The organism is Massilia sp. UBA6681 (assembly GCF_002454935.1).
Lineage (GTDB): Bacteria > Pseudomonadota > Gammaproteobacteria > Burkholderiales > Burkholderiaceae_D > Telluria > Telluria varians.
Genome location: NZ_DKJX01000081.1, coordinates 19,801 through 44,532, shown reverse-complemented (window position 1 = coordinate 44,532; position 24,732 = coordinate 19,801). Strand labels below are relative to the sequence as shown.

Here is a 24,732-nt window from a genome sequence, read left to right as displayed (position 1 = left end):
GTCAGGACGAGGCGGCGCGCTCCCCTGCGCCGTCTTCATCCGGGAACGCGCGGCATGCCGCGCGTTCTTTTTTTGACGTCTTGCAAGAAAAAACGGATACTGTATGGAATAACAGTAGTCGGCCCTGCCGTCACCTGCCGTCGTCCATGTGAATTCTCCGCTCCGTAAAATCATCCATTGCGATTGCGACTGTTTCTACGCATCGGTCGAGATGCGCGACGACCCGTCGCTGCGCGGGCGTCCGCTCGCGGTCGGCGGCCGTCCCGACCAGCGCGGCGTGATCGCCACCTGCAACTACGAGGCGCGCCGCTACGGCATCCATTCGGCCATGGCCACCGCCCAGGCCATGAAACTGTGCCCCCAGCTCCTGGTGATTCCGCCGGCGATGGAAAAATACCGCATCGCATCAACCCAGATCATGGACATCTACCGCGACTACACCGAACTGGTGGAGCCGCTCTCGCTCGACGAAGCCTACCTCGACGTCAGCGACTCGCCGCACTGCAAGGGCAGCGCCACCCTGATCGCGCAGGAGATCCGGCGCCGCATTTTTGACACCGTCGGCATCACCGCCTCGGCTGGGGTGGCGCCGAACAAGTTCGTGGCCAAGATCGCCAGCGACTGGAACAAGCCCGACGGACTGTTCCTGGTGCGCCCGGAAGAGGTGGATGCTTTTGTTGCCGCGCTGCCGGTCAAGAAGCTGTACGGCGTGGGCAAGGTGACGGCCGAGAAGATGCACCGGCTCGGCCTGCAGACCTGCGCCGACATGCGCCACTGGAGCATCGAGCGGCTGACCGAGCACTTCGGCAGCTTCGGCTACCGGCTCTACAAACTGTGCCGCGGCATCGACGAGCGCGCGGTGAACACCTCGCGCGAGCGCAAGTCGATCAGCACCGAAGAAACCTACACGCCGGACGTGCCGAACCTGGACGCCTGCCTGCGGCTGCTGCCCGACCTGTACGAGCACCTGCTGGCCCGCATCAAGCGCAACGGTGCCGAAAAATTCATCAACAAGCTGTTTGTGAAGATCAAGTTCTCGGACTTCCAGCAGACCACGGTCGAGTGTGTTGGCTATGCGCCACATATCCCGACCTACGCGCGCTTGATGGAAACCGGCTGGGCCCGCCATAGCCGCCCGGTGCGCCTGCTGGGTGTCGGCGTGCGCCTGAGCGATACCGAAACGGTCGAGCAGCTGCGCCTGTTCGACGACGCGCTGCCGGCCGCGATCGTCGAGGCTGTTGGTGACTCGTCAACAGATTAATTTTTTCCCCGTGCTGCCAGCCGCAATTTCCGCTGAGCAGCGTAGAATGTCGTTCCCTTGAAATACTGAAACAATCGGATAACAGCGTATGTGGTTCAAGAATCTCCAGATTTATCGCCTGCCCGCCCCGTGGGCATTCAACCCCGAACAGATGGAAGAAGCCCTGCAGTCGCAGGCTTTCACGCCCGCGAGCAGCAATGAACTGCTGCGCCAGGGCTGGGATTCGCCACGCGGCAACGGCAAGCTGGTCCACGTCGTCAACAAGCAGATGCTGATGATGCTGGGCACCGAGAAGAAGCTGCTGCCGAGCTCGGTCATCAACCAGGTCGCCAAGGCCAAGGCCGCCGAGCTGGAAGAGCAGCAGGGCTTCCCGCCGGGCAAGAAGGCAATGAAGGAACTGAAGGAACGCGTGGCCGACGAACTGCTGCCGCGCGCCTTCTCGATCCGCAGCAACGTCTGGGTCTGGATCGACCCGGTCAACGGCTGGCTCGTGGTCGATGCCGCCAGCCCGTCGAAGGCGGACGACGTCATCAAGCTGCTGCTCAAGGCGGTGGACCGCATGCCGCTCGAATCGCTGCGCGTGCAGCGTTCGCCGGTGGCCGTGATGACCGGCTGGCTGGAAGCGGACGAAGCGCCCTACGGCTTCACCATCGACCAGGACACCGAACTGCGCGCCACCGGCGAAAGCCGCGCCGCCGTGCGCTACGTGAAGCACACGCTGGAACCGGACGACATCCGCCGCCACATCGCCGCCGGCAAGCAGTGCACCCGCCTGGCCATGACCTGGAACGACCGCATCAGCTTCGTGCTGACCGAGTCGCTGGCGATCAAGGGCGTCAAGCCGCTGGACGTGATCAAGGAAGGCGAAGCGGTCACCTATAGCGACGATGAGCGCTTCGACAACGACATCACGCTGATGACCGGCGAACTGGCCAAGCTGATGGCGGACGTCGTCGAGGCGCTGGGCGGCGAAGCCAAGGCGTAATCTCGTTTAGCGGTGCGTGCGCAGGTACGCATGCGTTAGCTATCACCGCGTGGGGTGATCTGGTCCTGTGGACCAGATCACGAGCCTCCCACCCTACGAACAGCGATACCCGTAGGGTGGGCGGGTCTCCCGCCCATGCGTTCAAACAGTGCATGATCTGATGCACTGCTTATTTCGCTCCGGCCATCTCCTCGCTGGTCGACGGCTCATCCCCCTGTTCCGGCTTGCCGCTCGAGTAGGTCGGCCCCGAACGGTTCTGGTGCGGCGCCGGCTTGCCCGGCAGCGGTGGCAAGGCCTTGGCCTGTTCCAGGTCGACGCCCGCCACCTCGGCCACGCGGCGGCCGTAATCCTCGTCGCAGTGCCACAGGTGCCACACCATGCGCAGCTGGATCGGCGCCGGGCACTTCTTCAGGTCGCCACCCACGTTGTTGACCAGGTCGTCGCGCTCCCAGTCCTCGAACGTGCGGTAGCGCGCCCCCGCCTGCGCGTAGTCGTCCATCGTGCGGGTGGTCTGGTAGCGGCCCAGGTGGCCCTCCACATACTGGTTGTATTCCTTCTCCGGCTTCGGCGCTTCGCTGTAGCCGCCCATCAGGCTCGGCTCGTAGTTGATGTGCTTGTCCTCGCCGCGGCCGTCCACGTAATAGGTCATCTGGCCGTCGCGCTGGTTGGTGCGCGCCGCCGCGCCTTCCTGCGGCTGGTTGATCGGCAGCTGCAGGTAGTTCGGGCCCACCCGGTAGCGCTGGGTGTCGGAATAGGACAGGGTGCGGCCCTGCAGCATCTTGTCGTCCGAGAAGTCGATGCCGTCCACCAGCACACCGGTGCCGAAGGCCGCCTGCTCGGTCTCGGCGAACACGTTATCCGGGTTCTTGTTCAGCACGATGCGTCCCAGCGGCAGCAGCGGGAACTGGTCTTCCGGCCAGCGCTTGGTGTCGTCCAGCGGGTCGAAGTCGAGTTCCGGATGCTCGCTGTCGCTCATGATCTGCACGCAGAATTCCCATTCCGGGAACTCGCCGCGCTCGATCGCCTCGTACAGGTCGCGCGTGGCATGGCTGGTGTCGTGGGCCTGGATCTCGGCGGCCTGTTGCGCCGTGAGGTTGCGCACGCCCTGCTTGGGCTGGAAGTGGAACTTCACCAGGTGGGCCACGCCCTGGTCGTTGACGAACTTGTAGGTGTTCACGCCCGAGCCTTCCATCTCGCGATAAGTGGCCGGGATGCCCCACGGGCTCTTGACCCAGGTAATCATGTGCAGCGCTTCCGGATGGCTGCAGATGAAGTCGTAGAAGCGCCACGGCTCCTGCTGGTTGGTGACCGGATCGGGCTTGAAGGCGTGGATCATGTCCGGGAACTTGATCGCGTCGCGGATGAAGAAGACCTTCAGGTTGTTGCCCACCAGGTCCCAGTTGCCGTCCACGGTCTTGAACTTGATGGCGAAGCCGCGCGGATCGCGCGCCGTCTCGGGCGACTCCTTGGCGCCGATCACGGTCGAGAAGCGCACGAAGATCGGGGTCTGGACACCGAGTTCGTTGAGCACGCGGGCACGCGTGTACTTGCTGGCCGGCTCGCCGCCGATGGTGCCGTAGGGCTCGAAGTAGCCGTGGGCGCCGGTGCCGCGCGCATGCACCACGCGCTCCGGGATGCGCTCGCGGTCGAAGTGGGTGATCTTTTCGATGAACTGGTAATTCTCGAGCGTGGCCGGACCACGTTCGCCCACCGAGCGCAGCGACTGGTTATCGCGGACCGGATGGCCCTGGCGCGTGGTCAGGATAGGACGCTGCTCGTTCATTGCTCTCTCCTCGGACAAATTCGTTTGGAGAGAGCAGTATAGGAAGGCGCGCGCGTAGGGAGCGCGCGCCTGCCGGTGGGAATTACAGCTGCTGGAACACGCCGGCGGCGCGGTTCTTGGTGACGTTATCCCATGGGAACACCTGGCCGTTCATGGCCACGTAGACGCCGGCCGGCAGCGTTTGCGCGACGCCGCAGGCGAGGCCGAGGTTGAACAGGGCGTCCGAGTTGGCGATCTCGTAGGGGATCATGGCGCCGGTCAGCACGATGGTCTGGCCGAGGCTGGCTGCACCGAGCACGGCCGCCGTTTCGCGCATGGTATCGGTGCCGTGGATGATGACGATGGCTTTTTCTTTTGCCGCCTGGCAGGAGGCCAGCACGCGCTGGCGGTCCGGGTCTTTCATGTCGAGCGAATCGAGCAGCGGCAGCACTTCGAGCTCGACCGGGATGGTCATGCGCGAGCGCGCGATCACGGCCGGCAGGTGGCTTTCGGCAAAGCCGAGCACGCCGTTCAGTTCGTTGTAGTGTTTATCGAAAGTGCCGCCGGTGGCGATGATTCGCAAAGTCATGTTGGTTTGTCCACGTGCAGAAAAAAGGTGGGTAATGATAGCCGCAAACGGTAGTGTATCTGACTGTGACTGCGCTAGAATCGCCTGGATCGGATGAGTACACTCACCCATCTTCTTCCTATTTCTCTCCCAGTTACTCCCATGAAAGCCGTCGCACCGGGCACCGTCATTTTTCACCGCCATCGAGGCTATGGCGTGATCACCCACGTCAACCTGCTGACCGGCTGGATCTCGGCGCGCTTCGGCAGCGAGCAGCGCACGCTCGACCTGAATCTGTCGAGCGACGAGGTGCAGCACGCGGATGGCGAGCCGATCCTGTTCCGCCGCGCCCCGCCGGACCGCATGCCGCATGCGCGCCTGATGGAAGTGGTACGCGCGCTGCACGAGGCGGGCTACCAGAAGCTGTACCTGTACTCCTGGCCCAAACCTTCCGGCCTGCACTGGCGCTGGCATCTGTTCACCGGCCCGCGCAACTGGATGCAGCGCACCTGGCGCGAAGGCTGGTATGGCTCGGGCGCGGACTACAACAACAATCCCGTGATGGGCTGGGGCGATTCGCCGGGCGCGAGCACGGACGAACTGATCCATGCGCTGGCGAAGTTCGATCCGCAAGGCCTGGCGCAGGCGCTGGGGCGCGACGAGGACCACACGGCCTGGTTCGCGCAGGTCTGCGAGCTGCTCTTGCCTGGGTACATGTACAGCCTGAACATGGAGCGCCCAAGCGGCGGCAAGCTGACCGACGCGCCGCCGGTGCCGGTGGTGCCGGTGCGGGCGGGGCTGCAGCCGTATGCGGGGCCGCAGATCGGCTGGCCGCCGGGTTGGGCGGGGCTGTGGACCGGCACGCATGTGATGCCGGTGCGGAAGGTGAATCTAATTACCGGAGAGCCGGAGCTGCGCTGATTGGTGCTGCTCGCTGCTCTCGGTTTTGTTCTCACTGCGCTGCAGAATTGGGCTCCGGCCTTCGCCGGAGCGACGTGCTATTGCTGACGGTGACGAATGGCGCTGCTGGTATTCTCCGTTAGTCTGGAAGCCGTCGCTCCGGCGTAGGCCGGAGCCTAATTTCCCATCCGAAGCCGCTAACTTCACCGCTTCCCAAGCGCCTCCGGGTTCAAAATATTATCCGGCTGCCCCGCCGCAAACCGCACGAGGTTCTCGAACGCGGTCTGGAAATAGATTTCGTAGCTGTCCTGCTCCACATATCCCAGGTGCGGCGTGGCCAGCACCGTCGGGATGCGCAGCAGCGGCGAATCGGGCCTGAGCGGTTCATTGGCGAACACGTCCAGCGCCGCATAACCAGGCTGTCCGGCCCGCAGCGCCTGCTCCAGCGCTCCTTCCTCGACCAGCTCGGCGCGGCTCGTGTTGACGAACAGCGCGTCCGGCTTCATGCGTGCGAAATCCTCGCCCTTGACGATGCCGCGCGTGGCCTCGCCCAGGCGCAGGTGCAGCGTGAGCACGTCCGCCTGCGCGAACAGGGCCTCGCGCGAGGCTGCCGCCTCGAAGCCGTCGGCCAGCGCCTTCTGCCGGCTGCCTTCGCTGCCCCACACCAGCACGCGCATGCCGAAGGCGCGCGCATAGCCGGCCACCAGCTGGCCGATCTTGCCGTAGCCCCAGATCGCCAGCGTGCGGCCGCGCAGCGAACGCCCCAGGCCGTTGAGCACCGGATTGATCGAGGCCGTTTGCCACAGGCCGTCCTTCAGGTTGCTCGCATAGGGCACGATCTTGCGGCTGGCCGCCATGATCAGGGCCCAGGTCAGCTCGGACGGCGCCACCGGCGAGCCGATGCCCTCGGCGATCGCAATGCCGTGTTCGGTCGCCGCCGCCACGTCGATATGGCCGCTGACCTTGCCGGTCTGTGAAATCAGCTTCAGGTTCGGCAGCCGGGCCAGTAGCGCGGCAGGGAAGGCGGTGCGCTCGCGGATGAGCACCAGCGCATCGAAGGGCGCCAGCCGCGCGGCCAATTGGCCGAGTCCGCGCGCCGCATGCGTAAACACCTTTACCTCGTGTCCATCGAGCAGGCGGAAGCATTGCAGGCCGCGCACGGCGTCCTGATAATCGTCCAAAACAGCTATTCGCATAAAAGTTGCTTTCAAATAAGTTCGATCACGTAGCGAAATAACAGCTTCCAAAAAGCCTCCGAATAGCCTACTACATTACTCGGTCATTTTTGGCTACTTTTTTGTAGTAGCCCAGCGTGAATCGGGTTTTGCGGGTGTACAATCGGCCAATTCTTGAGGGTTTGACACGCTTGTGCCGGACCCGGCAGCACCGCTTCGGCTTCCCCCTTATGAGGCCGTCGACACGACCGCCGTAAACGCCGCGCTCCGCTGGAGCGGATCGCCATTTTAAGGCACGGCCAGACGGATGATCCTGCCACGACAGTATTCTTAATTGGCATTGGAGGTATCTATGAACCAGCCCGTGATGGGCGGCGTCGCCGCACTGAACGTTCCTGCTCACGTCAAACACCAAAAGCTCATCAATTGGGTCGCGGACATCGCTGCCCTGACGAAGCCTGACAGCATCTACTGGTGCGACGGCTCCGAGGAAGAGTACGACCGCCTGTGCGCGCAGATGGTCGAAGCCGGTACGATGAAGAAGCTGAACCCGGCGAAGCGTCCGAATTCCTATCTGGCCTGGTCCGACCCGTCGGACGTCGCCCGCGTCGAAGACCGCACCTACATCTGTTCAAGCACCCGCGAACAGGCAGGCCCGACCAACAACTGGATGGACCCGGCCGAGATGCGCCGCACCCTGAACGGCCTGTTCGACGGCTGCATGGCCGGCCGCACGCTGTACGTGGTGCCGTTCTCGATGGGCCCGCTGGGCTCGCCGATCGCCCACATCGGCGTCGAACTGTCCGACTCGCCTTACGTCGCCGTCAACATGCGCATCATGACGCGCATGGGCAAGGCCGTGTTCGACGTGCTGGGCGCAGACGGCGAGTTCGTGCCCTGCGTGCACACCGTCGGCATGCCGCTGGCCGCCGGCCAGAAGGACGTGCCGTGGCCATGCAACGCCACCAAGTACATCGTCCATTACCCGGAAACCCGCGAGATCTGGTCCTTCGGCTCGGGCTACGGCGGCAACGCGCTGCTGGGCAAGAAGTGCTTCGCCCTGCGCATCGCCTCGAACATGGGCTACCAGGAAGCGCAGCAGGGCGGCACCGGCTGGCTGGCCGAGCACATGCTGATCCTGGGCGTCGAATCGCCGCAAGGCGACAAGAAATACGTCGCGGCCGCCTTCCCCTCGGCCTGCGGCAAGACCAACTTCGCCATGCTGATCCCGCCGAAGGCCTTCGACGGCTGGAAGGTCACCACCATCGGCGACGACATCGCCTGGATCAAGCCGGGCGCGGACGGCAAGCTGTACGCCATCAACCCGGAAGCCGGCTACTTCGGCGTGGCCCCGGGCACCAACGACAAGACCAACCCGAACTGCATGGCCTCGCTGCGCGAGAACGTCATCTTCACCAACGTGGCGCTGACCGACGACGGCGACGTGTGGTGGGAAGGCATGAGCAAGCAGGCGCCGGATCACCTGATCGACTGGCAGGGCAAGGACTGGACCCCGGCGTCCGGCACCAAGGCCGCCCACCCGAACGCACGCTTCACCGTCGCCGCCACCCAGAACCCGGTGATCGACGCCGCCTGGGACGACCCGGCCGGCGTGCCGATCTCGGCCTTCATCTTCGGCGGCCGCCGCTCGACCACCGTGCCGCTGGTGACCGAAGCCAACAACTGGGTGGAAGGCGTCTACATGGCCGCCACCATGGGCTCGGAAACCACCGCCGCCGCCGCCGGCCAGATGGGCGTGGTGCGCCGCGATCCGTTCGCGATGCTGCCGTTCATGGGCTACAACATGAGCGACTACTTCCAGCACTGGCTGAACCTCGGGAAGAAGATCGAAGCGCAGGGCAGCGCGCCGAAGATCTTCTGCGTCAACTGGTTCCGCACCGACGAGAACGGCGGCTTCGTGTGGCCGGGCTACGGCGACAACATGCGCGTGCTGAAGTGGATCCTGGACCGCGCCGAAGGCGGCGCCCAGGGCGGCCAGCAGCACCTGTTCGGCACTTCGCCGAACTACGGCGACCTGAACTGGGAAGGCGTGGACTTCACCGAGCAGCAGTTCACCCAGATCACCTCGATCGACAAGGACGCCTGGAACGAAGAGCTGAAGCTGCACAGCGAGCTGTTCGAAAAGCTGGCCTACCGCCTGCCGCAGGAGCTGGTGGACACCAAGGCCAAGCTGGAGAAGCAGCTGGCTGCATAAGGCGCACTGGCAAGAAATAAGCAGGAAGGGATGGGCAGACGCCCATCCCTTTTTTCATTTGGAAGGGGGATTTCCATGAACAAGCTTATTGAGTTCAATGTGCCCGGTGGCACGGTGGTCGTCGAATCGCAGGAAGCTGCTGCAGGAGGCGTGGTGCGCGGTGCCGCTGTCGACCAGGTCACGGAAAAGGTCGGCAAGTCCCTGGTGGATGCGCTGTCGGTCATCCGTCCTGTTGCCGAAGCGACGATGGAGACCTGCGGCGGCCTGGATGTGTTGCCGGACTCCGTCGATGTCGAGTTCGGCCTGGTGTTCAAGGCCGGACTCGATGCATATATTGCCAAGAGCTCCAGTGAGGCGACGCTCAAGATCAGGCTTGTCTGGAAGCCGAAATAAGCCGGGTACACCCCGGAAGCGCACATTCCGCGCGCGGTGCTGTCTAAGACTTACCGTACCCCAGAGCAGGCGCGTGGGTGCCGTTTTTCCTGGACCGCAGTGGGGTTGCGATGATTTATCAGAACTTCGATTTGGAAGTCATCAGCCCGCATGGAGGGGACCGGCTGTGTGCGAGGGTGCTCGAGTCGCCCCAGGGCGACTGTCCCTTCGTCGACGTGAAGTGGCCCTTCGACGCCGAAGAAGAAAACGCGATGCTGGCGGAAATCTACGGCGGGCTGAGGCAACGCCGCGGCCGCTCGAGCCCGGCGAGCACGATCGAGGACTTCGGCGGGCGCCTGTTCGAGGCGGTGTTTTCCGGTGACATCGAGCACCTGTTCCGGTCTTCGCTGGATAGCGCATTCCGTTCCGGGAAAGGACTGCGCGTCCGCCTGCGGCTGCCCGAAGACAGCGAACTCCACGTCAGGCCGTGGGAATTCCTGTTCGACACCGAAAGCAGGGAATTCCTGGCAGTCAGGGAACACACCCCCCTTGTCCGTTACCTCCCGGTTGCGCAACCGATCCCGCCGATCACGGTGGAGGGACCCTTGCGGGTCCTGGTGGTATTGTCCGCGCCGACCGATCATCCGCGCCTCGACATCGCACGCGAATGGGACATCCTGCGTCACGCCCTGGGGCCGTCGGTTGCCGCCGGCCAGCTCGACCTGCGCCGGGTACGCGGCCGCTGCACCTTCGACAACCTGCGCGATTCTCTCCGGCACTACGGCGCCCATATCTTCCATTTCGTGGGGCATGGGGTGCCGGGGGCGCTGGTGCTCGAGCAGGAGTCCGGCAAGGGCCTGGAAATGGAGGCCACCCACCTGCGTGCCGCGTTTCCGATCGGAGCCTTGCTGCGGCTCATCGTCCTGAACGCCTGCTCCGGCGCCATCACCGAGGACGTGCCTTTTTCGGGACTGGCACAAGGATTCCTGAGGCAGGGCGTGCCGGCCGTGGTGGCGATGCAGGCCTCGATCACGGATGACGCCGCGCTCATTTTCACCCGCTACTTTTATCGGGACCTGATCGAGATCGGCGCTGTCGACACTTCCCTGACCGAAGCCAGGCTGCGCATGCAGGCCAACGGCCACCCGATCGAATGGGGCACGCCGGTGCTGTACATGCGTGCCCTCAGCGGCCAGCTGTTTCAGCCGGCAGCAAAACCGGCAACAAGCCCGGCAGCAAGCGCCGCCGCACAGAAAAAGCCGAAGGAGCCCGCGGCGAAGACCGGCACGCGCCCATCGCGCGTTGCGCCCGCGCTGAACGAGCAGAAAGAGGCCAGAGAGACCCAGTCGCAGCAGGGCGCCATGCCGCTGCAGGCGGACCTGGCCCCTGGAACGAGAAAAAAGCCGAGGACGACGCGGGTCAAGGAGAGTCAGCCACTGGCGAAACCCGACCTCCCGCCGCCGGCCCCGGCAGGCGAAACCATTCCGTCGGCCGACCCGGGGCCGACTCCGGTCCAGCCAAGCGTCACGCATGACCAGGGCTGGCCGCCGTCATTTCCACCGGCCCGGGAGGAGACGCCGGCCCAGGCCGCGCCACCCGGACGCTCCCGCAAGGGCCTGCTGGCAGCGGGGCTGGCCGCAGCGCTGGCTGTCGCGATCGGTGTCGTGACGCTGTGGCCTTCAGCGGACAGCACGCCGTCCACGGCGGCCACACCAGAGCCATCGATGCCATCTGCCTCCGGGACCACGCCAGCGCCAGCCGCCGATTCGAAGGAGGCGCCGCTGCCTGCGCCAGGGACAGTGGCCACCCCGGAGCCTGCCAAACCTGCCGACCCGGCTCCACGCATCGTTTCCAGATCCGGCGACGGGGCCAAACCGCGCCAGGACGCTCAACAGAAACCGCGGGAAGCCAGGTCAGCCGCCCCGGCTGCACGCAAGGCCCAGCCGGCAGCCAAGCCGGCGTCTCCCGCCGCGGCCGACAACTGCAACAGCCCCGAGATCAGCGAAAGAAGCGCGAATTGTGTGTTCCGTGACCAATAACGATGGAGGTGGCCAATGAAGTTCCGCATGAGGACGAGTCTGCTGGGGTGCGTATTGGCAGCGGCGGCATCCGGTGTCGCTGCACAGGAGGATTGCCAGGCGCGAATCAACAAGATCGAAAAAATCGGGGATATCCAGGCCGCCCTGACCTGCGTGCAGGGACAGATCACATCGGAGGCCGAACGGGTCAGGCAGCACACAGAAAAGACCAAGCAGCAACTGCTTCTGCAGACCGTCGACCAGCTGGAACTCGTGACCACCAATGTGCGCCAGGTGCCCCTGAAGGAATCCACCAACGGCGCGTGGAAGCAGATTCCCGATTCGACGGATGCGAAAGCCTGTTTCCTTTCCGCCGTGCGCACGCCGGCCCAGGGCTTGTGCCAGATCGCTTACCAGGGGGCGCAAGAACGCTGGGCATACAACCTGAGCGATCCCACCTCGGCCGGTCTCAGCTGTTCGGCGACCTGCGTCTGGATGGACATTCGCCGCAAGGCACAGGCTGAGCAATAGCAGGCTTTTCGTTGTTTCAACGTCCACCAAGGAGGAAGAATCATGAAAGCAAGCAGAAAGCACCTCGTCCTGACATCGTTTGCCGTGCTGCTGGCTGGAACGGCCGGGGCCGCCCTTGCCCAGGTCGGTTCGGCCAAGGAAGCCGCCACTCCGGGCACGGCCCGCCACAAGGAAGAGATGAAGGACGCGAACGAGCACGTCAACAGCGCCATCCGGGTCGTGCACCAGATGCAGGCCACGCCGGAGATGAAGTCACTGCTGCAGCGCGCGAAGGGCGTGTTCGTCGTACCCAAGTATGGCGAAGCGGCCCTGGGAGTCGGCGCGCGCGGCGGCGCCGGCGTGCTCCTGGTGCGCAACGGGAATACCTGGAGCAACCCGGCCTTCTACAACATGGGCGGCATCACCGCCGGCCTGCAGGCGGGGGCCGAAGCCGGCGCCATCGCCTTCGTGCTCAACGACCAGAAAGCCCTCAACAGCTTCATGCAGAACAACAAGTTCTCGCTGGGGGCCGACGCCGGCCTGACGCTGGTCGACTGGTCGAAGAAGGGCGAAGGCTCGGCCGGCTGGGGCAACATCACGGCCTGGGCCGACACCGAAGGCCTGTTCGGCGGCGCGGCCCTCAACATCACGGATATCGACTACGATGAAGACGAGACCTCGGCCTATTATCGGCGCCAGGTGGCGGCGCGCGACGTCCTGAGCGGCAAGGTGAAGAATCCGCAGGCCGACATGCTGCGTCAGGCGCTGGCGAATGCGTCCAGCGGCGGCGGTGCCGCGGCCATGGGCGGCAGCGGGACGAAGGGGCCGACCTCGTCGGGCAAGGACAGCAAGACCGAGTCGGAGAGGGAGCGGAGCAGGGAGTAGCGGGCCGCGCATAAAAGAACAGGGGCAGTGCCTGGCGGCGCTGCCCCTGTTTACTTTACGGTCCGCGCCCTCCGCACGTCATTCCGGCGAAGGCCGGAATCCAATTCCTTTGCGTACCAGCTGCGGTGAAAGCTACTGGTTAGCATGCAAACTTAGGTTCCGGCCTTCGCCGGAACGACGGTTTTACGGCTGTCGGCTGCGAACGATATCAACGTCGACTCAAGCCTTCAACAACGGCTTCAAATATTTCCCGGTCACGCTCGCCTTGTTCTTCGCCACCTCTTCCGGCGTGCCGTTCGCGACGATCGTGCCGCCGCCGGCGCCGCCTTCCGGCCCCAGGTCGACGATCCAGTCCGCGGTCTTGATCACGTCGAGGTTGTGCTCGATGATCGCCAGGGTATTGCCCTGGTCGCGCAGGCGGTGGATCACCTTCAGCAGCAGGTCGATGTCGGCGAAGTGCAGGCCGGTGGTCGGCTCGTCGAGGATGTACAGGGTACGTCCGGTATCGCGCTTGGACAGCTCCAGCGACAGCTTCACGCGCTGCGCCTCGCCGCCCGACAGCGTGGTCGCGCTCTGGCCCAGCTTGATGTAGCCGAGACCGACATCCAGCAAGGTCTGGAGCTTGCGCGCGATCACCGGCACCGGCTTGAAGAACTCGTGCGCGTCCTCGACCGTCATCTCCAGCACTTCGGTGATGTTCTTGCCCTTGTACTGCACTTCCAGCGTCTCGCGGTTGTAGCGCTTGCCGTGGCAGACGTCGCAAGGCACGTACACGTCCGGCAGGAAGTGCATCTCGACCTTGATCACGCCGTCGCCCTGGCAGGCTTCGCAGCGGCCGCCCTTCACGTTGAAGGAGAAGCGGCCCGCCGAGTAGCCGCGTTCCTTCGCGGTCGGCACGGTGGCGAACAGGTCGCGGATCGGCGTGAACACGCCGGTATAGGTCGCCGGGTTCGAACGCGGAGTGCGGCCGATCGGCGCCTGGTCGACCGAGATCACCTTGTCGAAGTGCTCCAGGCCGTGGATCGCATCGTGCTCCGCCGGCTCGGTCTGCGAACCGTACAGGTGGCGCGACAGGGCCGGGTACAGGGTGTCGTTGATCAGGGTCGACTTGCCCGAACCCGAGACACCCGTCACGCAGGTCATCAGGCCCACCGGCAGGGTCAGCGAGACATTCTTGAGGTTGTTGCCCTTGGCGCCGGTGATCACCAGCTGGCGCGCCGGATCCATCTTGGTGCGCTTCTTCGGCACCTCGATCTTGCGGCGGCCGTCCAGGTACTGCGCGGTGAGCGAATGCTCGCTCTGCATGATCTCCGGCAGCGAGCCGGCCGCGATCACCGCGCCGCCATGCACGCCCGCGCCCGGACCCATGTCGACGATGTAGTCGGCGGTGCGGATCGCGTCTTCGTCGTGCTCCACCACCAGCACGCTGTTGCCGATGTCGCGCAAGTGCTTCAGCGTGGCGATCAGGCGGTCGTTGTCGCGCTGGTGCAGGCCGATCGAGGGCTCGTCCAGCACGTACATCACGCCGGTCAAGCCGGAACCGATCTGCGAGGCCAGGCGAATGCGCTGGGCTTCGCCGCCGGAGAGCGTATCCGCGCTGCGGTCGAGCGACAGGTAGTCCAGGCCGACATTGTTCAGGAACTTGAGGCGCGCCGTGATTTCCTTGATGACGCGCTCGGCGATGTCCTTCTTGGCGCCGCTCAGCTCCAGGGTCTCGAAGAAGGCGAGGGTGTCGCGTAGCGGCTTGTCCGAGACTTCATAAATCGCGCGCTGCTGCGCTCCTTGTCCGATCTTCACGAAGCGCGCTTCGGTGCGCAGGCGCGCGCCTTCGCAGGCCGGGCATTTCTTCTCGTTGATGAACTTCGCCAGCTCTTCCTTGACCGCCATCGAGTCGGTCTCGCGGTAGCGCCGCTGCAGGTTGTTGACCACGCCTTCGAAGGTGTGCTCGCGGATCACGGTGCGGCCACGCTCGTTGACGTAGCTGAACGGGATCGCGGTCTTGCCCGAGCCATGTAGCACGGCTTCCTGCGCCGCTTTCGGTAGGGTCTCGAAAGGCTTGTCGAGGTCGAAGTCGTAGTGCGCCGCCAGGCTCTGCAGCATCTGGAAGTAGAACTGGTTGCGGCGGTCCCAGCCCTTCACGGCGCCGGACGCCAGCGACAGGTGCGGGAAGGCGACGATGCGCTTCGGATCGAAGAACTCGATATGGCCGAGGCCGTCGCACTCCTGGCAGGCGCCCATCGGGTTGTTGAAGGAGAACAGGCGCGGCTCGAGCTCCTGCAGCGAATAGCCGCAGACATTACACGCGAACTTGTTCGAGAAGACGGTTTCCTTCTCGGTATCCATCTCGTAGGCCACGGCGCGGCCGTCGGCCAGGCGCAGCGCGGTCTCGAAACTCTCGGCGAGGCGTTGCTTGATCTCCGGGTTCACCTTGACGCGGTCGATCACGACGTCGATGCTGTGCTTCTCGGTCTTCTTGAGCTTGGGCAGCTCGTCGATCTCGTAGATCTTCGCCGCGTTGACGCCGCTGGCGACGCGGAAGCGCACGAAGCCCTGCGCCTGCATGGCCTGGAACAGGTCGCCGTGCTCGCCCTTGCGGCCCGCCACGACGGGGGCCAGGATCATTAGCTTGGTGCCTTCCGGCATGCTGAGGACCGCATCGACCATCTGCGACACGGTCTGGGCCGCCAGCGGCTCGTGCGGGTGCTGCGGGCAGTAGGGGGTGCCGACGCGCGCGTACAGCAGGCGCAGGTAGTCGTGGATCTCGGTGACGGTGCCGACGGTCGAACGCGGGTTATGCGAAGTGGCCTTCTGCTCGATCGAGATCGCCGGCGACAGGCCTTCGATCAGGTCGACGTCCGGCTTTTCCATCAGCTGCAGGAACTGGCGCGCATAGGCCGACAGCGACTCGACGTAGCGGCGCTGGCCTTCTGCATACAGGGTGTCGAAGGCGAGCGAGGACTTGCCCGAACCCGACAGGCCGGTGATGACGATCAGCTTGTTGCGCGGAAGGTCGAGGTTGATGTTCTTCAGGTTGTGCGTGCGTGCGCCGCGGATGCGAATTTCTTCCATTGGTTTTTTTTGCAGGCTTTCAATAAAGTTTGCAGGGCCGGCGCACGAAGGACTGTCGCGGTGAGCGGGCCAATCAGGGAGAACCTAGTAGTGTAGCTGTTTTTTCGAAGTGCTGTACATGCATCCAGCAGTTTTGTGCCGCTGGGATACGTTTCCTTGACCATTTGGCATAGGAAGGCAGCCTCAAAAAGCCGGGGTGAGGGGTATGTGGGCCGGTTCGCGGTCTCTTCAATGACAAAGCGGCCAGAAGTCCAATATTTTTCTTGAAGGGCGGGTCAAGTCCGTATCGGAAGTTGGCAATCCGGCTCAATCGTGTGCGTGCGAGGGACGTAAAAAATCTCTTTTTTTCGCTGCTCATCGGCCCCATAATAGTTGGCTGCAGCACTACGTTCCCTGACGCTTGGAAATCACGCAGAGTCAGGGCTCTACAAAACTCATTGGAGTAACAACATGGCATCAGTCAACAAGGTCATTATCGTCGGCAACCTGGGCCGCGACCCGGAAATCCGCTACATGCCGAGCGGCGACGCAATCGCGAACATCGCGGTCGCCACCTCGTACAAGTCGAAGGACCGCCAGACCGGCGAACAGAAGGAACTGACCGAATGGCACCGCATCTCGTTCTTCGGCCGCCTGGCCGAGATCGTGGGCCAGTACCTCAAGAAGGGCTCCTCGGTCTACGTCGAAGGCCGCCTGCAGACCCGCAAGTACACCGACAAGGACGGTATCGAGCGCTACGCGACCGACATCATCGCCGAGAACATGCAGATGCTGGGCGGCCGCCAGGGCATGGGCGGTGGCGACAGCATGGGCGGCGGCATGGATGACGGCGGCGGCTACGAGCCGCAGCAGCGCCCGGCCCCGCGCCAGGCCCCGCCGGCACCGGCAGCCCGCCCGCAGCCGCAGCGTCCGGCGCCGAACTTCTCGGACATGGATGACGACATCCCGTTCTAAGCGCTTCACCCGCGCGTCCGGCACCAGCAAGCCGGCGCCTGTCCAGAAACCCCGCACGCCCTGCGCTGCGGGGTTTTTTCTTGGCCGAAGCGTGCGTGCTGATCGGAGGCGAGCGCATACACTTGTCGGTCGAGCAGTTCCCACCGACGTACTCCCTTCGAAAGGAAAGCCATGCTACGCATCCAGACTTCCGGCGCCAATCCGACTGAGCTCTACTACTATGAACAGGGACAGGGGCAGCCTGTCGTCCTGATCCATGGCTGGCCGCTCAGCCACCGCATGTGGGAATCGCAGATCACGGCCCTGGCGGAAGCCGGCTACCGCGTGATCGCCTACGACCGCCGCGGCTTCGGGCAGTCGGGCAGGCCGACAGGCGGCTACGACTACGATACCTTCGCGGCCGACCTCGATGCGCTGATGACCCAGCTCGACCTGCGCGACGCGGTCCTGGCCGGTTTCTCGATGGGCGGTGGCGAGGTGGCGCGCTACATCGGCCGCTACGGCAGCGAACGGGTCTCGAAAGCCATGCTGCTGGGCGCCGTGCCGCCCTTCCTGCTCAAGACCGGCGACAATCCCGAAGGCGTGGACAAGTCGGTCTTCGACGGCATGCTGGAAGCGGTCAGGAACGACCGCATCGCATTCCTGGGCGATTTCTTCTACAACTTCTATAACCTGGACAAGGACGGCAAGGACGGCCAGGAACTGGTCGCCTTCAGCAAGTGGATCGCGTGGGAAGCATCGCCGCTGGCGACCGAGCAATGCATCAATGCGTTCGGCGGCACCGATTTCCGCGCCGACCTGGCCAAATTCGACATCCCGACCCTGGTCGTCCATGGCGACGCCGACCACATCGTGCCGCTCGAAGTGTCGGGCCAGCGCTCGCACGCCATGGTCGCCGGCAGCCGCCTCGAGGTCTTGAAAGGCGCGCCGCACGGTTTCGCCGCGACCCATGCCGCACGCCTGAATACCCTGATGCTGGAGTTCCTGAAGGCGTGATTCAGTCCGGCTGGCCGGGGATGCCCTTGTCCGCTTCCTCGGGAATGACGTACACGTCGCCCTCGGTCGCCCCGGCATCGTGCTTGCGCGCCCGCAGGTCGCGGTACACGGCGGCGCGCATGATCATCATCGACACCACCGGCGCCGTCATCAGGAGGAAGACGGCGATGATGATCTCGTGGATCACGAGGCGCGACTGCGCCACCGTGAAGTACAGCATCGAGGCCAGCAGCAGGCAGCCGGCGCCCAGGGTGATGGTGATGGCCGGGCCGTGGATGCGCTGGTAGAAGGTGGGCAGGCGCAGCAGGCCGAGGGCGCCGATCAGGACGATGCTCGCGCCCAGCACCAGCAGCACGGCCACCGGCACGGTCGCCCAGCCCGGCAGGTATTCGAGCCCGCTCATTCGATGATCTCCCCGCGCATCAGGAATTTCGCCATCGCCACCGTCGATACGAAGCCCAGCAGCGCGATCAGGATCGCCACCTCGAAGTAGACCTGGGTGCCGAAGCGGATGCCCAGCACCAGGGCCAGCAGCATGCCGGCCATCCACAGGGTGTCGAGGGCCAGCACGCGGTCGTGCGCCGAGGGGCCGATCAGCAGGCGCAGCGCGCACAGGCCCATGGCGACCAGCGTGCACACCAGGGCATAGCCGACCGCCAGTTCAAGCAGGGTTTCCATCCTTGTCCTCCGGTTGGGTTGCGCCGCCTTCGAAGATCTCGATCAGCGGCTGTTCGTAGCGGGTCTTGATGGTATCGATCCACCATTGCTCGTCGTGCAGGTCGAACACGTGCAGCGACAGTTCATAACCCTCGGGCAAAATTTCCACCCACACTGTTCCCGGCGTCATGTTGATCAGGCAGGACAGCATCGCCAGGCCGTAGGGGTCGCGCAGGTCCAGCGGTATCCGCATGAATTGCGCCTTCACGGTCTGGTAGTCGCGGAACAGGATGATGCGGCAGACGTTGAAGCAGGAGCGCACCACTTCCACGCCCGCCATTCCCATCAGGCGCACGAAGGTGAGCGGCGCGCGCATGCGCGGGTAGCCGAAAGGCTGCAGGCGGCGGGTCAGCAGCGGCACCGCGATGCCCAGCAGCGCGCCGAACAGCAGGTTGGCCGGGTCGACCGTCTGGTTCAGCAGCAGCCATAGGACGCACAGTCCGAGCGATACCACCGGGTAGGGAAGCCAGCGCATCATGGCGCCTCCTTGGCCGAGGCCGGGCCGGGCACCGAAGGCGCGCTCCGCACCGCATCGATGTACAGGGCCGGCCGGTGGATGTCCGCGCTGGCGCGTGCCAGGTAGGCGAACAGCGGCTGCGCCTGGACCGTCATCAGCACCGATGCCAGCAGCAGGCCGGCCACCGGCAGCGCCTCCGAGGGATGCAGGGCGGGCGGCGCGAGGACTTCCGACGCCCAGAAGGTGCGCACCCCGAAGCGCATCAGCGACACGATCGCGATCAGCCCGGAGCCGAACACCAGGGCCATCAGGGTCCAGCCGGCGGCGCCGATCGGGGCCACGCCCGGGCCCGGGTTGATCAGGGCGTGGAACATGCCGAACTTGGCGACGAAGCCGGACAGCGGCGGCAGGCCCGCGATGATCAAGGCGCAGGCCAGGAAGGCCAGCGACAGGAAGGCCATCGCCGCCGGCACGCCGCGGCCCTTCGGCTCGGCCGGGGCATCCTCGACCGCGAAGGCTTCCATCGTCAGCGCCAACATCGCGGCGCCGGGCGTGCGGATGCGGTCGAACAGTTCGATCAGCAGCACGAAGGCGGCGATCGCCAGGGTCGAGGCGAGATAGTAGTACAGGCCGGCCGTCACCAGCAGCGGCTGGCCATAGCCGATCACCGACAGCAGCGTGCCCGAGGAGATGATCGCCGCATAGCCCGCCATGCGCCCGGCGGTATCGGTGGCCAGCATGCCGGCGGCGCCGAACACGATGGTCGCCATGCCGCCCCACAGCAGGGCGTCGTAGCCGTAGCGCGACAGTTCGCCGGCGCTGTCCGAAAACACCATCAGCCAGATGCGCAGCAACACATAGGCGCCGACCTTGGTCATCAGCGCCAGCATCACCGCCACCGGCGGCGAGGCCGCCGCATAGGTGGTGGGCAGCCAGAAGCCGAGCGGCCACATGGCGCTCTTGGCCAGGAAGGCCAGCGCCAGCACCGCCACCCCGGCCTTGAGCAGGCCGGCGTCCGTGCTGGCCAGGCCGGGCACGCGGCCGGCCAGGTCGGCCATGTTGAGGGTGCCGGTGACCGCGTAGATCATCGCCACGCCGACCAGGAACAGCAGCGAGGCCACCAGGTTGACGGCGATGTACTGCATGCTGGCGCGCAGCCGCGCCACGTTGTAGCCATGCAGCACCAGGCCGTAGGACGAGGCCAGCATGACTTCGAAGAACACGAACAGGTTGAACAGGTCGTTGGTCAGGAAGGCGCCGTTGATCCCCATCAGCAGGAACTGGAACAGCGAGTGGAAGTGCACGCCGATCCGGCTCCAGCGCGGCTGGGCATAGTGCAGGGCTGCCAGCCCCAGCAGCGCGGTCAGCACCAGCATCAGCGCCGACAGCCGGTCGGCCACCAGCGCGATGCCGAAGGGCGCGGACCAGTTGGCGGCCAGGTAGACCTGGACGCCGCCCGGCCAGCTGCCGTCGGCCAGCCAGGCCAGCGCCAGCGCATTGGCCAGCAGCGCCAGCACGCTGATGTAGGCGACCGCGAATTTCAGGCGGTGCCGCCCCTGGGTGAGGGTGGCCAGCAGCGCCCCGCACAGCAGCGGCAGCAGCACCGGAAGGATCACCAGGTGGCGGGACCAGTCGAGGGTGAGGAACTCCATCATGCTTCCGGCTCCTCGCCGTCGACGTGGTCGGTGCCGGTCAGGCCGCGCGCACCGATCATCACCACCAGGTAGAGCGCGGTGGTGGCGAAGCCGATCACGATGGCGGTCAGCACCAGCGCCTGCGGCACCGGGTCGGCCAGGGCAGCGGGATCGGGCACCGTGCCGGCCGGCGTGAAGGGTGGGCGGTCCACGGCCAGGCGGCCCATGGCGAAGATGAACAGGTTGACGGCATAGGACATCAGCATCAGGCCGACCAGCACCTGGAAGCTGCGCGGGCGCAGCACCAGCCAGATGCCGGCGCCGAATACGATGCCAATGGCGAGCGAGAGCACGGCTTCCATTACTGGATCTCCTTGGCAGGTGGGATGGCGCCGCTGCGCGCGGCGCCGGGTGGGGCGCGGCGGCTGCGCAGCGACTGGTGGGCAAGCGCCACCAGGATCAGCATGGTGGTGCCGACCACCACCAGGAACACGCCGAGGTCGAACACGAAGGCCGAGGGCACGTGCAGTTCGCCCAGCAGCGGCAGGGTGAGGTGGGCGGTGTGGCTGGTCAGGAAGGGATAGCCGAACAGCCAGGCCCCGATGCCGGTGGCGCAGGCCGTCACCAGGCCCCAGCCGATCCAGCGGTGCGGGCGCAGGCGCAGGTGCGACTCGACCCAGTCGGTGCCGGCCACCATGTACTGCACGATCAGGGCGGTGGCGAAGATCAGGCCGGCGACGAAGCCGCCGCCCGGCAGGTTGTGCCCGCGCATGAAGAAGTACACCGCGATCACGCCCATCACCGGCAGCAGGAAGCGCAGGTACACGGCCGGAATCATCAAGTAACCGCCGGGGGCGGCCTGCTCGGCCGGTTTCTGGCGCACGGCCGGGTCGACGTCGCTGGCCTGCTGCACCGGGATGGCGATGCTTTCCGGCGCCGGGCGGAAGCGGCGCAGCAGCGCGTACACGGTCAGTGCCACCGCCGACAGCACGGTGATCTCGCCCATCGTGTCGAAGCCGCGGAAGTCCACCAGCAGCACGTTGACCACGTTGGAACCGCCGCCCTCGGGCAGGGCGCGCAGCACGAAGAAGTCGCGCAGGGTGGAGTCGCCGGGGCGGGTCAGCACCGCATAGCTGGCCGCGGCCAGGCCGAGGCCGCCGGCGACGGCCACCAGCGAATCGCGCGAGCGCCGCAGCCAGGCGCTGGGCGGGATGCGCTCGGCCAGGTGGGCCGGCCGGAAGCGCGGCGGCAGCCAGCGCAGGCCGAGCAGGATCAGCACCGTGGTCACGGTCTCGACCATCAGCTGGGTCAGCGCCAGGTCGGGCGCCGACAGCCACAGGAAGGTCACGGCCGTCACCATGCCGGTGCCGCCGGCCAGGGCCAGCGCCGCCAGGCGGTGGTACTTGGCTTTCCAGGCCGCGGCCACGGCGCAGCCGGCGCCGATCAGCCAGAGCAGGGCGAACAGCGGATCGAGCTTGTCGAGCGCGGGCGCGGCCAGGTCGTGCACCGGGCGCGCCAGCAGCAGCGGCACGGCGACCATTGCCGCCACCAGCACCAGCAGCTGCGGCTGCAGGCGCCGGGTGCCGGCCACCTTCAGCACCCAGGAGGCGCCCTGGGACAGGCCGAGCATGACGTTTTCGTACAGCTGGGCGCCCTTCACGCGGTGCAGCACCGGCACCCGGTCGCGCCCGTGCAGGCCGAAGTGGTTACGCAGCAGCATGTAGCACAGCGCGCCGCCCACCAGGGCCATCACGCTCATCACGAGCGGCAGGTTGACGCCGTGCCAGATCGCCAGGCTGTACTCGGGCAGGGTCGGCCCCAGCACCGAGCCGGCCGCCACCGCGAGCACGTCGCCCACCACGCGTTCCGGCATCACGCCGACCGCGATGCACAGCAGCACCAGCAGCTCGATCGGCAGACGCATCCAGCGCGGCGGCTCGTGCGGTTCTTCCGGCAGGTCGCGTGCGAGCGGTCCGAAGAACACGCTGATGAAGCGCAGCGAGTAGATCACGCTGAACAGGCCCATCAGCACCGCCGCGACCGACATCCACCAGTTCTCGGTGCCGCCTACGATCATGGTCTCGGCGAAGAACATCTCCTTCGACAGGAAGCCGTTCATCAGCGGCACCCCGGCCATCGCCGCGCTGGCCACGATCGCCAGCGCCGCGGTGTGCGGCATGGCGCGCCTCAGGCCGCGCAGCACGCGCATGTCGCGGGTGCCGCTCTCGTGGTCGACGATGCCGACCGCCATGAACAGCGAGGCCTTGAAGACCGCATGGTTCATGGTGTGGAAGATCGCGGCCACGATCGACAGCGGCGTGCCAATGCTCATCAGGACCGTGATCAGGCCCAGGTGGCTGATGGTCGAGTAGGCCAGCAGGCCCTTCATGTCGTGCTGGAAGATCGCGAAGAAGGAGCCGATCAGGAGGGTGAAGACCCCGGCGCTGCCGAGGATCCAGGTCCATTCCTCGGTCCCGGCCAGGGCTGGCCACAGGCGCATCAGGAGGAATACCCCGGCCTTGACCATCGTGGCCGAGTGCAGGTAGGCCGACACCGGCGTGGGCGCCGCCATCGCATGCGGCAGCCAGAAGTGGAAGGGGAACTGGGCGCTCTTGGTCAGCGCGCCGAGCGCCACCAGCACCAGGGCCGGCACGTACCAGTCGTGGGCGCGGATCGCATTGCCGGCCCCCAGCACGGTCTGCAGCTCGTAGCTGCCGGCCATGTGCCCGAGCAGCAGCACCCCCGCCAGCAGGCACAGGCCGCCGATGGTGGTGACGGTAAAGGCCATGCGCGCGCCGCGGCGGGCGTCGTTGCGCTCCTGCCAGTAGCCGATCAGGAGGAAGGAGGTGACGCTGGTGAGTTCCCAGAACACCACCAGCTGGATCAGGTTGCCCGACAGGACCACGCCGAGCATGGCCCCCATGAAGGCCATGATGTAGGCATAGAAGCGCGGCACCGGGTCGCGCCGCGACATGTAGTAGCGCGCATAGAGCAATACCAGCAGGCCGATGCCGAGCACCATGATGGAGAAGACCCAGGCCAGGCCGTCCATGCGCAGCACCAGGGCGAGCCCGAAGTCGGGCAGCCAGTCGATCTGCTTGCGCAGGACTTCGCCCTCGGCGATGCGGCCGAACTGGAGGATGGCCAGCAGCAGCGCGCCGGCGGTGGCGATCGCCGCCACCGCTGCGGGGCGGTGACGCGATCCGGTGGGCATGCAGGCCGCCACCAGGGCGGCGGCAAAGGGAAGGGAAAGGAGGAGCAGGAGCATGCGGTCAGTCCTCCGAAAGCCAAGGGGCCGGTGCGGGTCGTTCAGCCATCGACACCGCCTTCTGGTGCACGCACCAGCAGGGTGTCGCAGGCCAGGTGCTGCAGCAGGTCGTCGCTGCGGCTACCCATGAATACACGCGCCACGCTCGAGCGTTCGCGCACGCCCAGCACTACCAGCTGGAGGGCATGTTCGTGGGCATAGCGGGTAATGGTGTCGGTGACGCCGCCGTGGCCGATGAAGGGCGCGACGTGCTGGCGGGCGCCGGGAGGCAGGGCGCAGCCGTCGAGGAAGCGTTCGCTGGCCGCCAGCATCTCCGGCACTGCGTCGGCAACCGGCTCGGCCAGCGCTTCGAGCACGTGGAACAGGACGATGCGGCGTCCGGGGAACAGCCGCACGGCGGTCTCCAGCGCACGCCGCGAGGCGTCCGAGAAATCGTTCGCGACCAGGATGCGCGCATAGGCGCCGCGGGTGCGCTGGCGCACCACCAGCAGCGGCTGGGCCAGGCCCTGCGCCAGGCGCTCGGTGGTGGAGCCGAAGATCAGCTGCTGGAAGCTTTCGTCGCGCGAGGCGCCGGTGACGACCACGCCGTCGCCCAGGGTGCCGGCAGTATCCAGGATGGCATCGACGACCTCGCCGTCCCTCACCTGCAGGGTCGGCGCCACGCCGCTGCCGGCGAACTCTTCCTGCAGCTCGCGGCGTGCGGCCAGTTCGAGCGCGGACACGGTAGCGTCGCGGTCGAGCCAGGCGCTCACCTCGTCGGGCGTGCGCGGACCTTCGCGCACGGTCAGGATGACCAGTTCGGATTGCCATTCGAGCGCCAGCTGCTTGGCACGGTCCAGTGGGCGGTCGCAATGCGCGCACAAGTCCGTGGCGAGCAGCAGCCGCGATGGCGGGATACTGTCGTTCACGTAAACCTCCATGCCGGGAAAAAAGCGGCAAATGGCTCCACTTTACTGTTTTGCATGGGATACGGCAACGCATTACTT

General features: G+C 65.8%; 21 protein-coding genes. 10 read left to right on the top strand and 11 right to left on the bottom strand.

The genetic code is table 11. From position 1 onward, the window contains the following. Positions 1-169 precede the first annotated feature (169 nt). Together dinB and B2R83_RS13760 are read left to right on the top strand one after the other, a co-directional pair. Complete coding sequence (gene dinB, locus B2R83_RS13765; RefSeq protein ID WP_414674419.1) at positions 170-1,261, top strand: DNA polymerase IV; 1,092 nt, start codon at positions 170-172, stop codon at positions 1,259-1,261. 88 nt (positions 1,262-1,349) lie between these two features. After that, positions 1,350-2,246 (top strand): recombination-associated protein RdgC, encoded by an 897-nt coding sequence (locus tag B2R83_RS13760; protein ID WP_036211683.1) that lies wholly within the window; start codon positions 1,350-1,352, stop codon positions 2,244-2,246. 169 nt (positions 2,247-2,415) lie between these two features. On the opposite strand, the gene B2R83_RS13755 is transcribed toward B2R83_RS13760, so the two are convergent. Both B2R83_RS13755 and B2R83_RS13750 read right to left on the bottom strand, forming a co-directional pair. Next, positions 2,416-4,029: a catalase gene (locus B2R83_RS13755; RefSeq protein ID WP_292042256.1), complete on the bottom strand. Its 1,614-nt coding sequence runs from the start codon at positions 4,027-4,029 to the stop codon at positions 2,416-2,418. A gap of 82 nt (positions 4,030-4,111) precedes the next feature. After that, the gene (locus B2R83_RS13750; RefSeq protein ID WP_292042253.1) at positions 4,112-4,597 is read right to left on the bottom strand and encodes an asparaginase domain-containing protein; all 486 of its coding nucleotides are present in this window, start codon (positions 4,595-4,597) and stop codon (positions 4,112-4,114) included. Between the two features lie 141 nt (positions 4,598-4,738). Between B2R83_RS13750 and B2R83_RS13745 the strand changes: the two genes are divergently transcribed. Beyond that, positions 4,739-5,497 carry an L-asparaginase gene (locus B2R83_RS13745; RefSeq protein ID WP_292042251.1) on the top strand — a complete coding sequence of 253 codons (759 nt, stop codon included), beginning with the start codon at positions 4,739-4,741 and terminating at the stop codon, positions 5,495-5,497. A 182-nt stretch (positions 5,498-5,679) separates the two neighbouring features. Here the strand turns inward: B2R83_RS13745 and B2R83_RS13740 are convergent, their stop codons facing one another. Continuing rightward, positions 5,680-6,672 carry a D-2-hydroxyacid dehydrogenase family protein gene (locus B2R83_RS13740; protein WP_292042249.1) on the bottom strand — a complete coding sequence of 331 codons (993 nt, stop codon included), beginning with the start codon at positions 6,670-6,672 and terminating at the stop codon, positions 5,680-5,682. 331 nt (positions 6,673-7,003) lie between these two features. On the opposite strand from B2R83_RS13740, the gene B2R83_RS13735 reads away from it, so the two are divergent. The 5 genes from B2R83_RS13735 (at position 7,004) to B2R83_RS13715 (ending at position 12,651) form a co-directional block, all read left to right on the top strand. Next, complete coding sequence (locus B2R83_RS13735) at positions 7,004-8,866, top strand: phosphoenolpyruvate carboxykinase (GTP) (protein WP_292042246.1); 1,863 nt, start codon at positions 7,004-7,006, stop codon at positions 8,864-8,866. A gap of 75 nt (positions 8,867-8,941) precedes the next feature. Continuing rightward, on the top strand, positions 8,942-9,259 hold the full coding sequence (locus B2R83_RS13730; protein ID WP_292042244.1) for a CU044_2847 family protein: 318 nt from the start codon (positions 8,942-8,944) through the stop codon (positions 9,257-9,259). 110 nt (positions 9,260-9,369) lie between these two features. Beyond that, a complete protein-coding gene (locus B2R83_RS13725; RefSeq protein ID WP_292042241.1) occupies positions 9,370-11,277 on the top strand; it encodes a CHAT domain-containing protein in 1,908 nt (635 codons plus the stop codon). A 15-nt stretch (positions 11,278-11,292) separates the two neighbouring features. After that, positions 11,293-11,787 (top strand): hypothetical protein, encoded by a 495-nt coding sequence (locus B2R83_RS13720; protein ID WP_292042238.1) that lies wholly within the window; start codon positions 11,293-11,295, stop codon positions 11,785-11,787. A gap of 42 nt (positions 11,788-11,829) precedes the next feature. Then, on the top strand, positions 11,830-12,651 hold the full coding sequence (locus B2R83_RS13715) for a lipid-binding SYLF domain-containing protein (RefSeq protein ID WP_292042235.1): 822 nt from the start codon (positions 11,830-11,832) through the stop codon (positions 12,649-12,651). A gap of 219 nt (positions 12,652-12,870) precedes the next feature. Here B2R83_RS13715 and uvrA read toward each other — a convergent pair whose 3' ends face one another. After that, on the bottom strand, positions 12,871-15,720 hold the full coding sequence (uvrA, locus tag B2R83_RS13710) for an excinuclease ABC subunit UvrA (RefSeq protein ID WP_292042231.1): 2,850 nt from the start codon (positions 15,718-15,720) through the stop codon (positions 12,871-12,873). A 450-nt stretch (positions 15,721-16,170) separates the two neighbouring features. Between uvrA and ssb the strand changes: the two genes are divergently transcribed. Next, positions 16,171-16,674: a single-stranded DNA-binding protein gene (gene ssb / locus B2R83_RS13705; RefSeq protein WP_027867110.1), complete on the top strand. Its 504-nt coding sequence runs from the start codon at positions 16,171-16,173 to the stop codon at positions 16,672-16,674. A 171-nt stretch (positions 16,675-16,845) separates the two neighbouring features. Continuing rightward, positions 16,846-17,670, top strand: a complete 825-nt coding sequence (locus B2R83_RS13700; protein ID WP_292042229.1) for an alpha/beta fold hydrolase — start codon at positions 16,846-16,848, stop codon at positions 17,668-17,670. A gap of 1 nt (position 17,671) precedes the next feature. Here the strand turns inward: B2R83_RS13700 and mnhG are convergent, their stop codons facing one another. The 7 genes from mnhG to B2R83_RS13665 are packed head-to-tail and all read right to left on the bottom strand — an operon-like array spanning position 17,672 to position 24,654. After that, on the bottom strand, positions 17,672-18,073 hold the full coding sequence (gene mnhG / locus B2R83_RS13695; RefSeq protein WP_027867108.1) for a monovalent cation/H(+) antiporter subunit G: 402 nt from the start codon (positions 18,071-18,073) through the stop codon (positions 17,672-17,674). Next, complete coding sequence (locus B2R83_RS13690; RefSeq protein WP_027867107.1) at positions 18,070-18,348, bottom strand: K+/H+ antiporter subunit F; 279 nt, start codon at positions 18,346-18,348, stop codon at positions 18,070-18,072. The genes mnhG and B2R83_RS13690 overlap by 4 nt, the downstream gene beginning before the upstream one ends. After that, the gene (locus B2R83_RS13685; protein ID WP_027867106.1) at positions 18,332-18,865 is read right to left on the bottom strand and encodes a Na+/H+ antiporter subunit E; all 534 of its coding nucleotides are present in this window, start codon (positions 18,863-18,865) and stop codon (positions 18,332-18,334) included. Before B2R83_RS13685 ends, B2R83_RS13690 begins: the two co-directional genes overlap by 17 nt. Further along, the gene (locus B2R83_RS13680; RefSeq protein ID WP_292042225.1) at positions 18,862-20,499 is read right to left on the bottom strand and encodes a monovalent cation/H+ antiporter subunit D; all 1,638 of its coding nucleotides are present in this window, start codon (positions 20,497-20,499) and stop codon (positions 18,862-18,864) included. Before B2R83_RS13680 ends, B2R83_RS13685 begins: the two co-directional genes overlap by 4 nt. After that, a complete protein-coding gene (locus tag B2R83_RS13675) occupies positions 20,496-20,840 on the bottom strand; it encodes a Na+/H+ antiporter subunit C (protein ID WP_027867104.1) in 345 nt (114 codons plus the stop codon). Before B2R83_RS13675 ends, B2R83_RS13680 begins: the two co-directional genes overlap by 4 nt. Continuing rightward, on the bottom strand, positions 20,840-23,746 hold the full coding sequence (locus B2R83_RS13670; protein ID WP_292042222.1) for a monovalent cation/H+ antiporter subunit A: 2,907 nt from the start codon (positions 23,744-23,746) through the stop codon (positions 20,840-20,842). Before B2R83_RS13670 ends, B2R83_RS13675 begins: the two co-directional genes overlap by 1 nt. Before the next feature lie 41 nt (positions 23,747-23,787). After that, a complete protein-coding gene (locus tag B2R83_RS13665) occupies positions 23,788-24,654 on the bottom strand; it encodes a universal stress protein (protein ID WP_292042219.1) in 867 nt (288 codons plus the stop codon). Between the last annotated feature and the right edge of the window lie 78 nt (positions 24,655-24,732).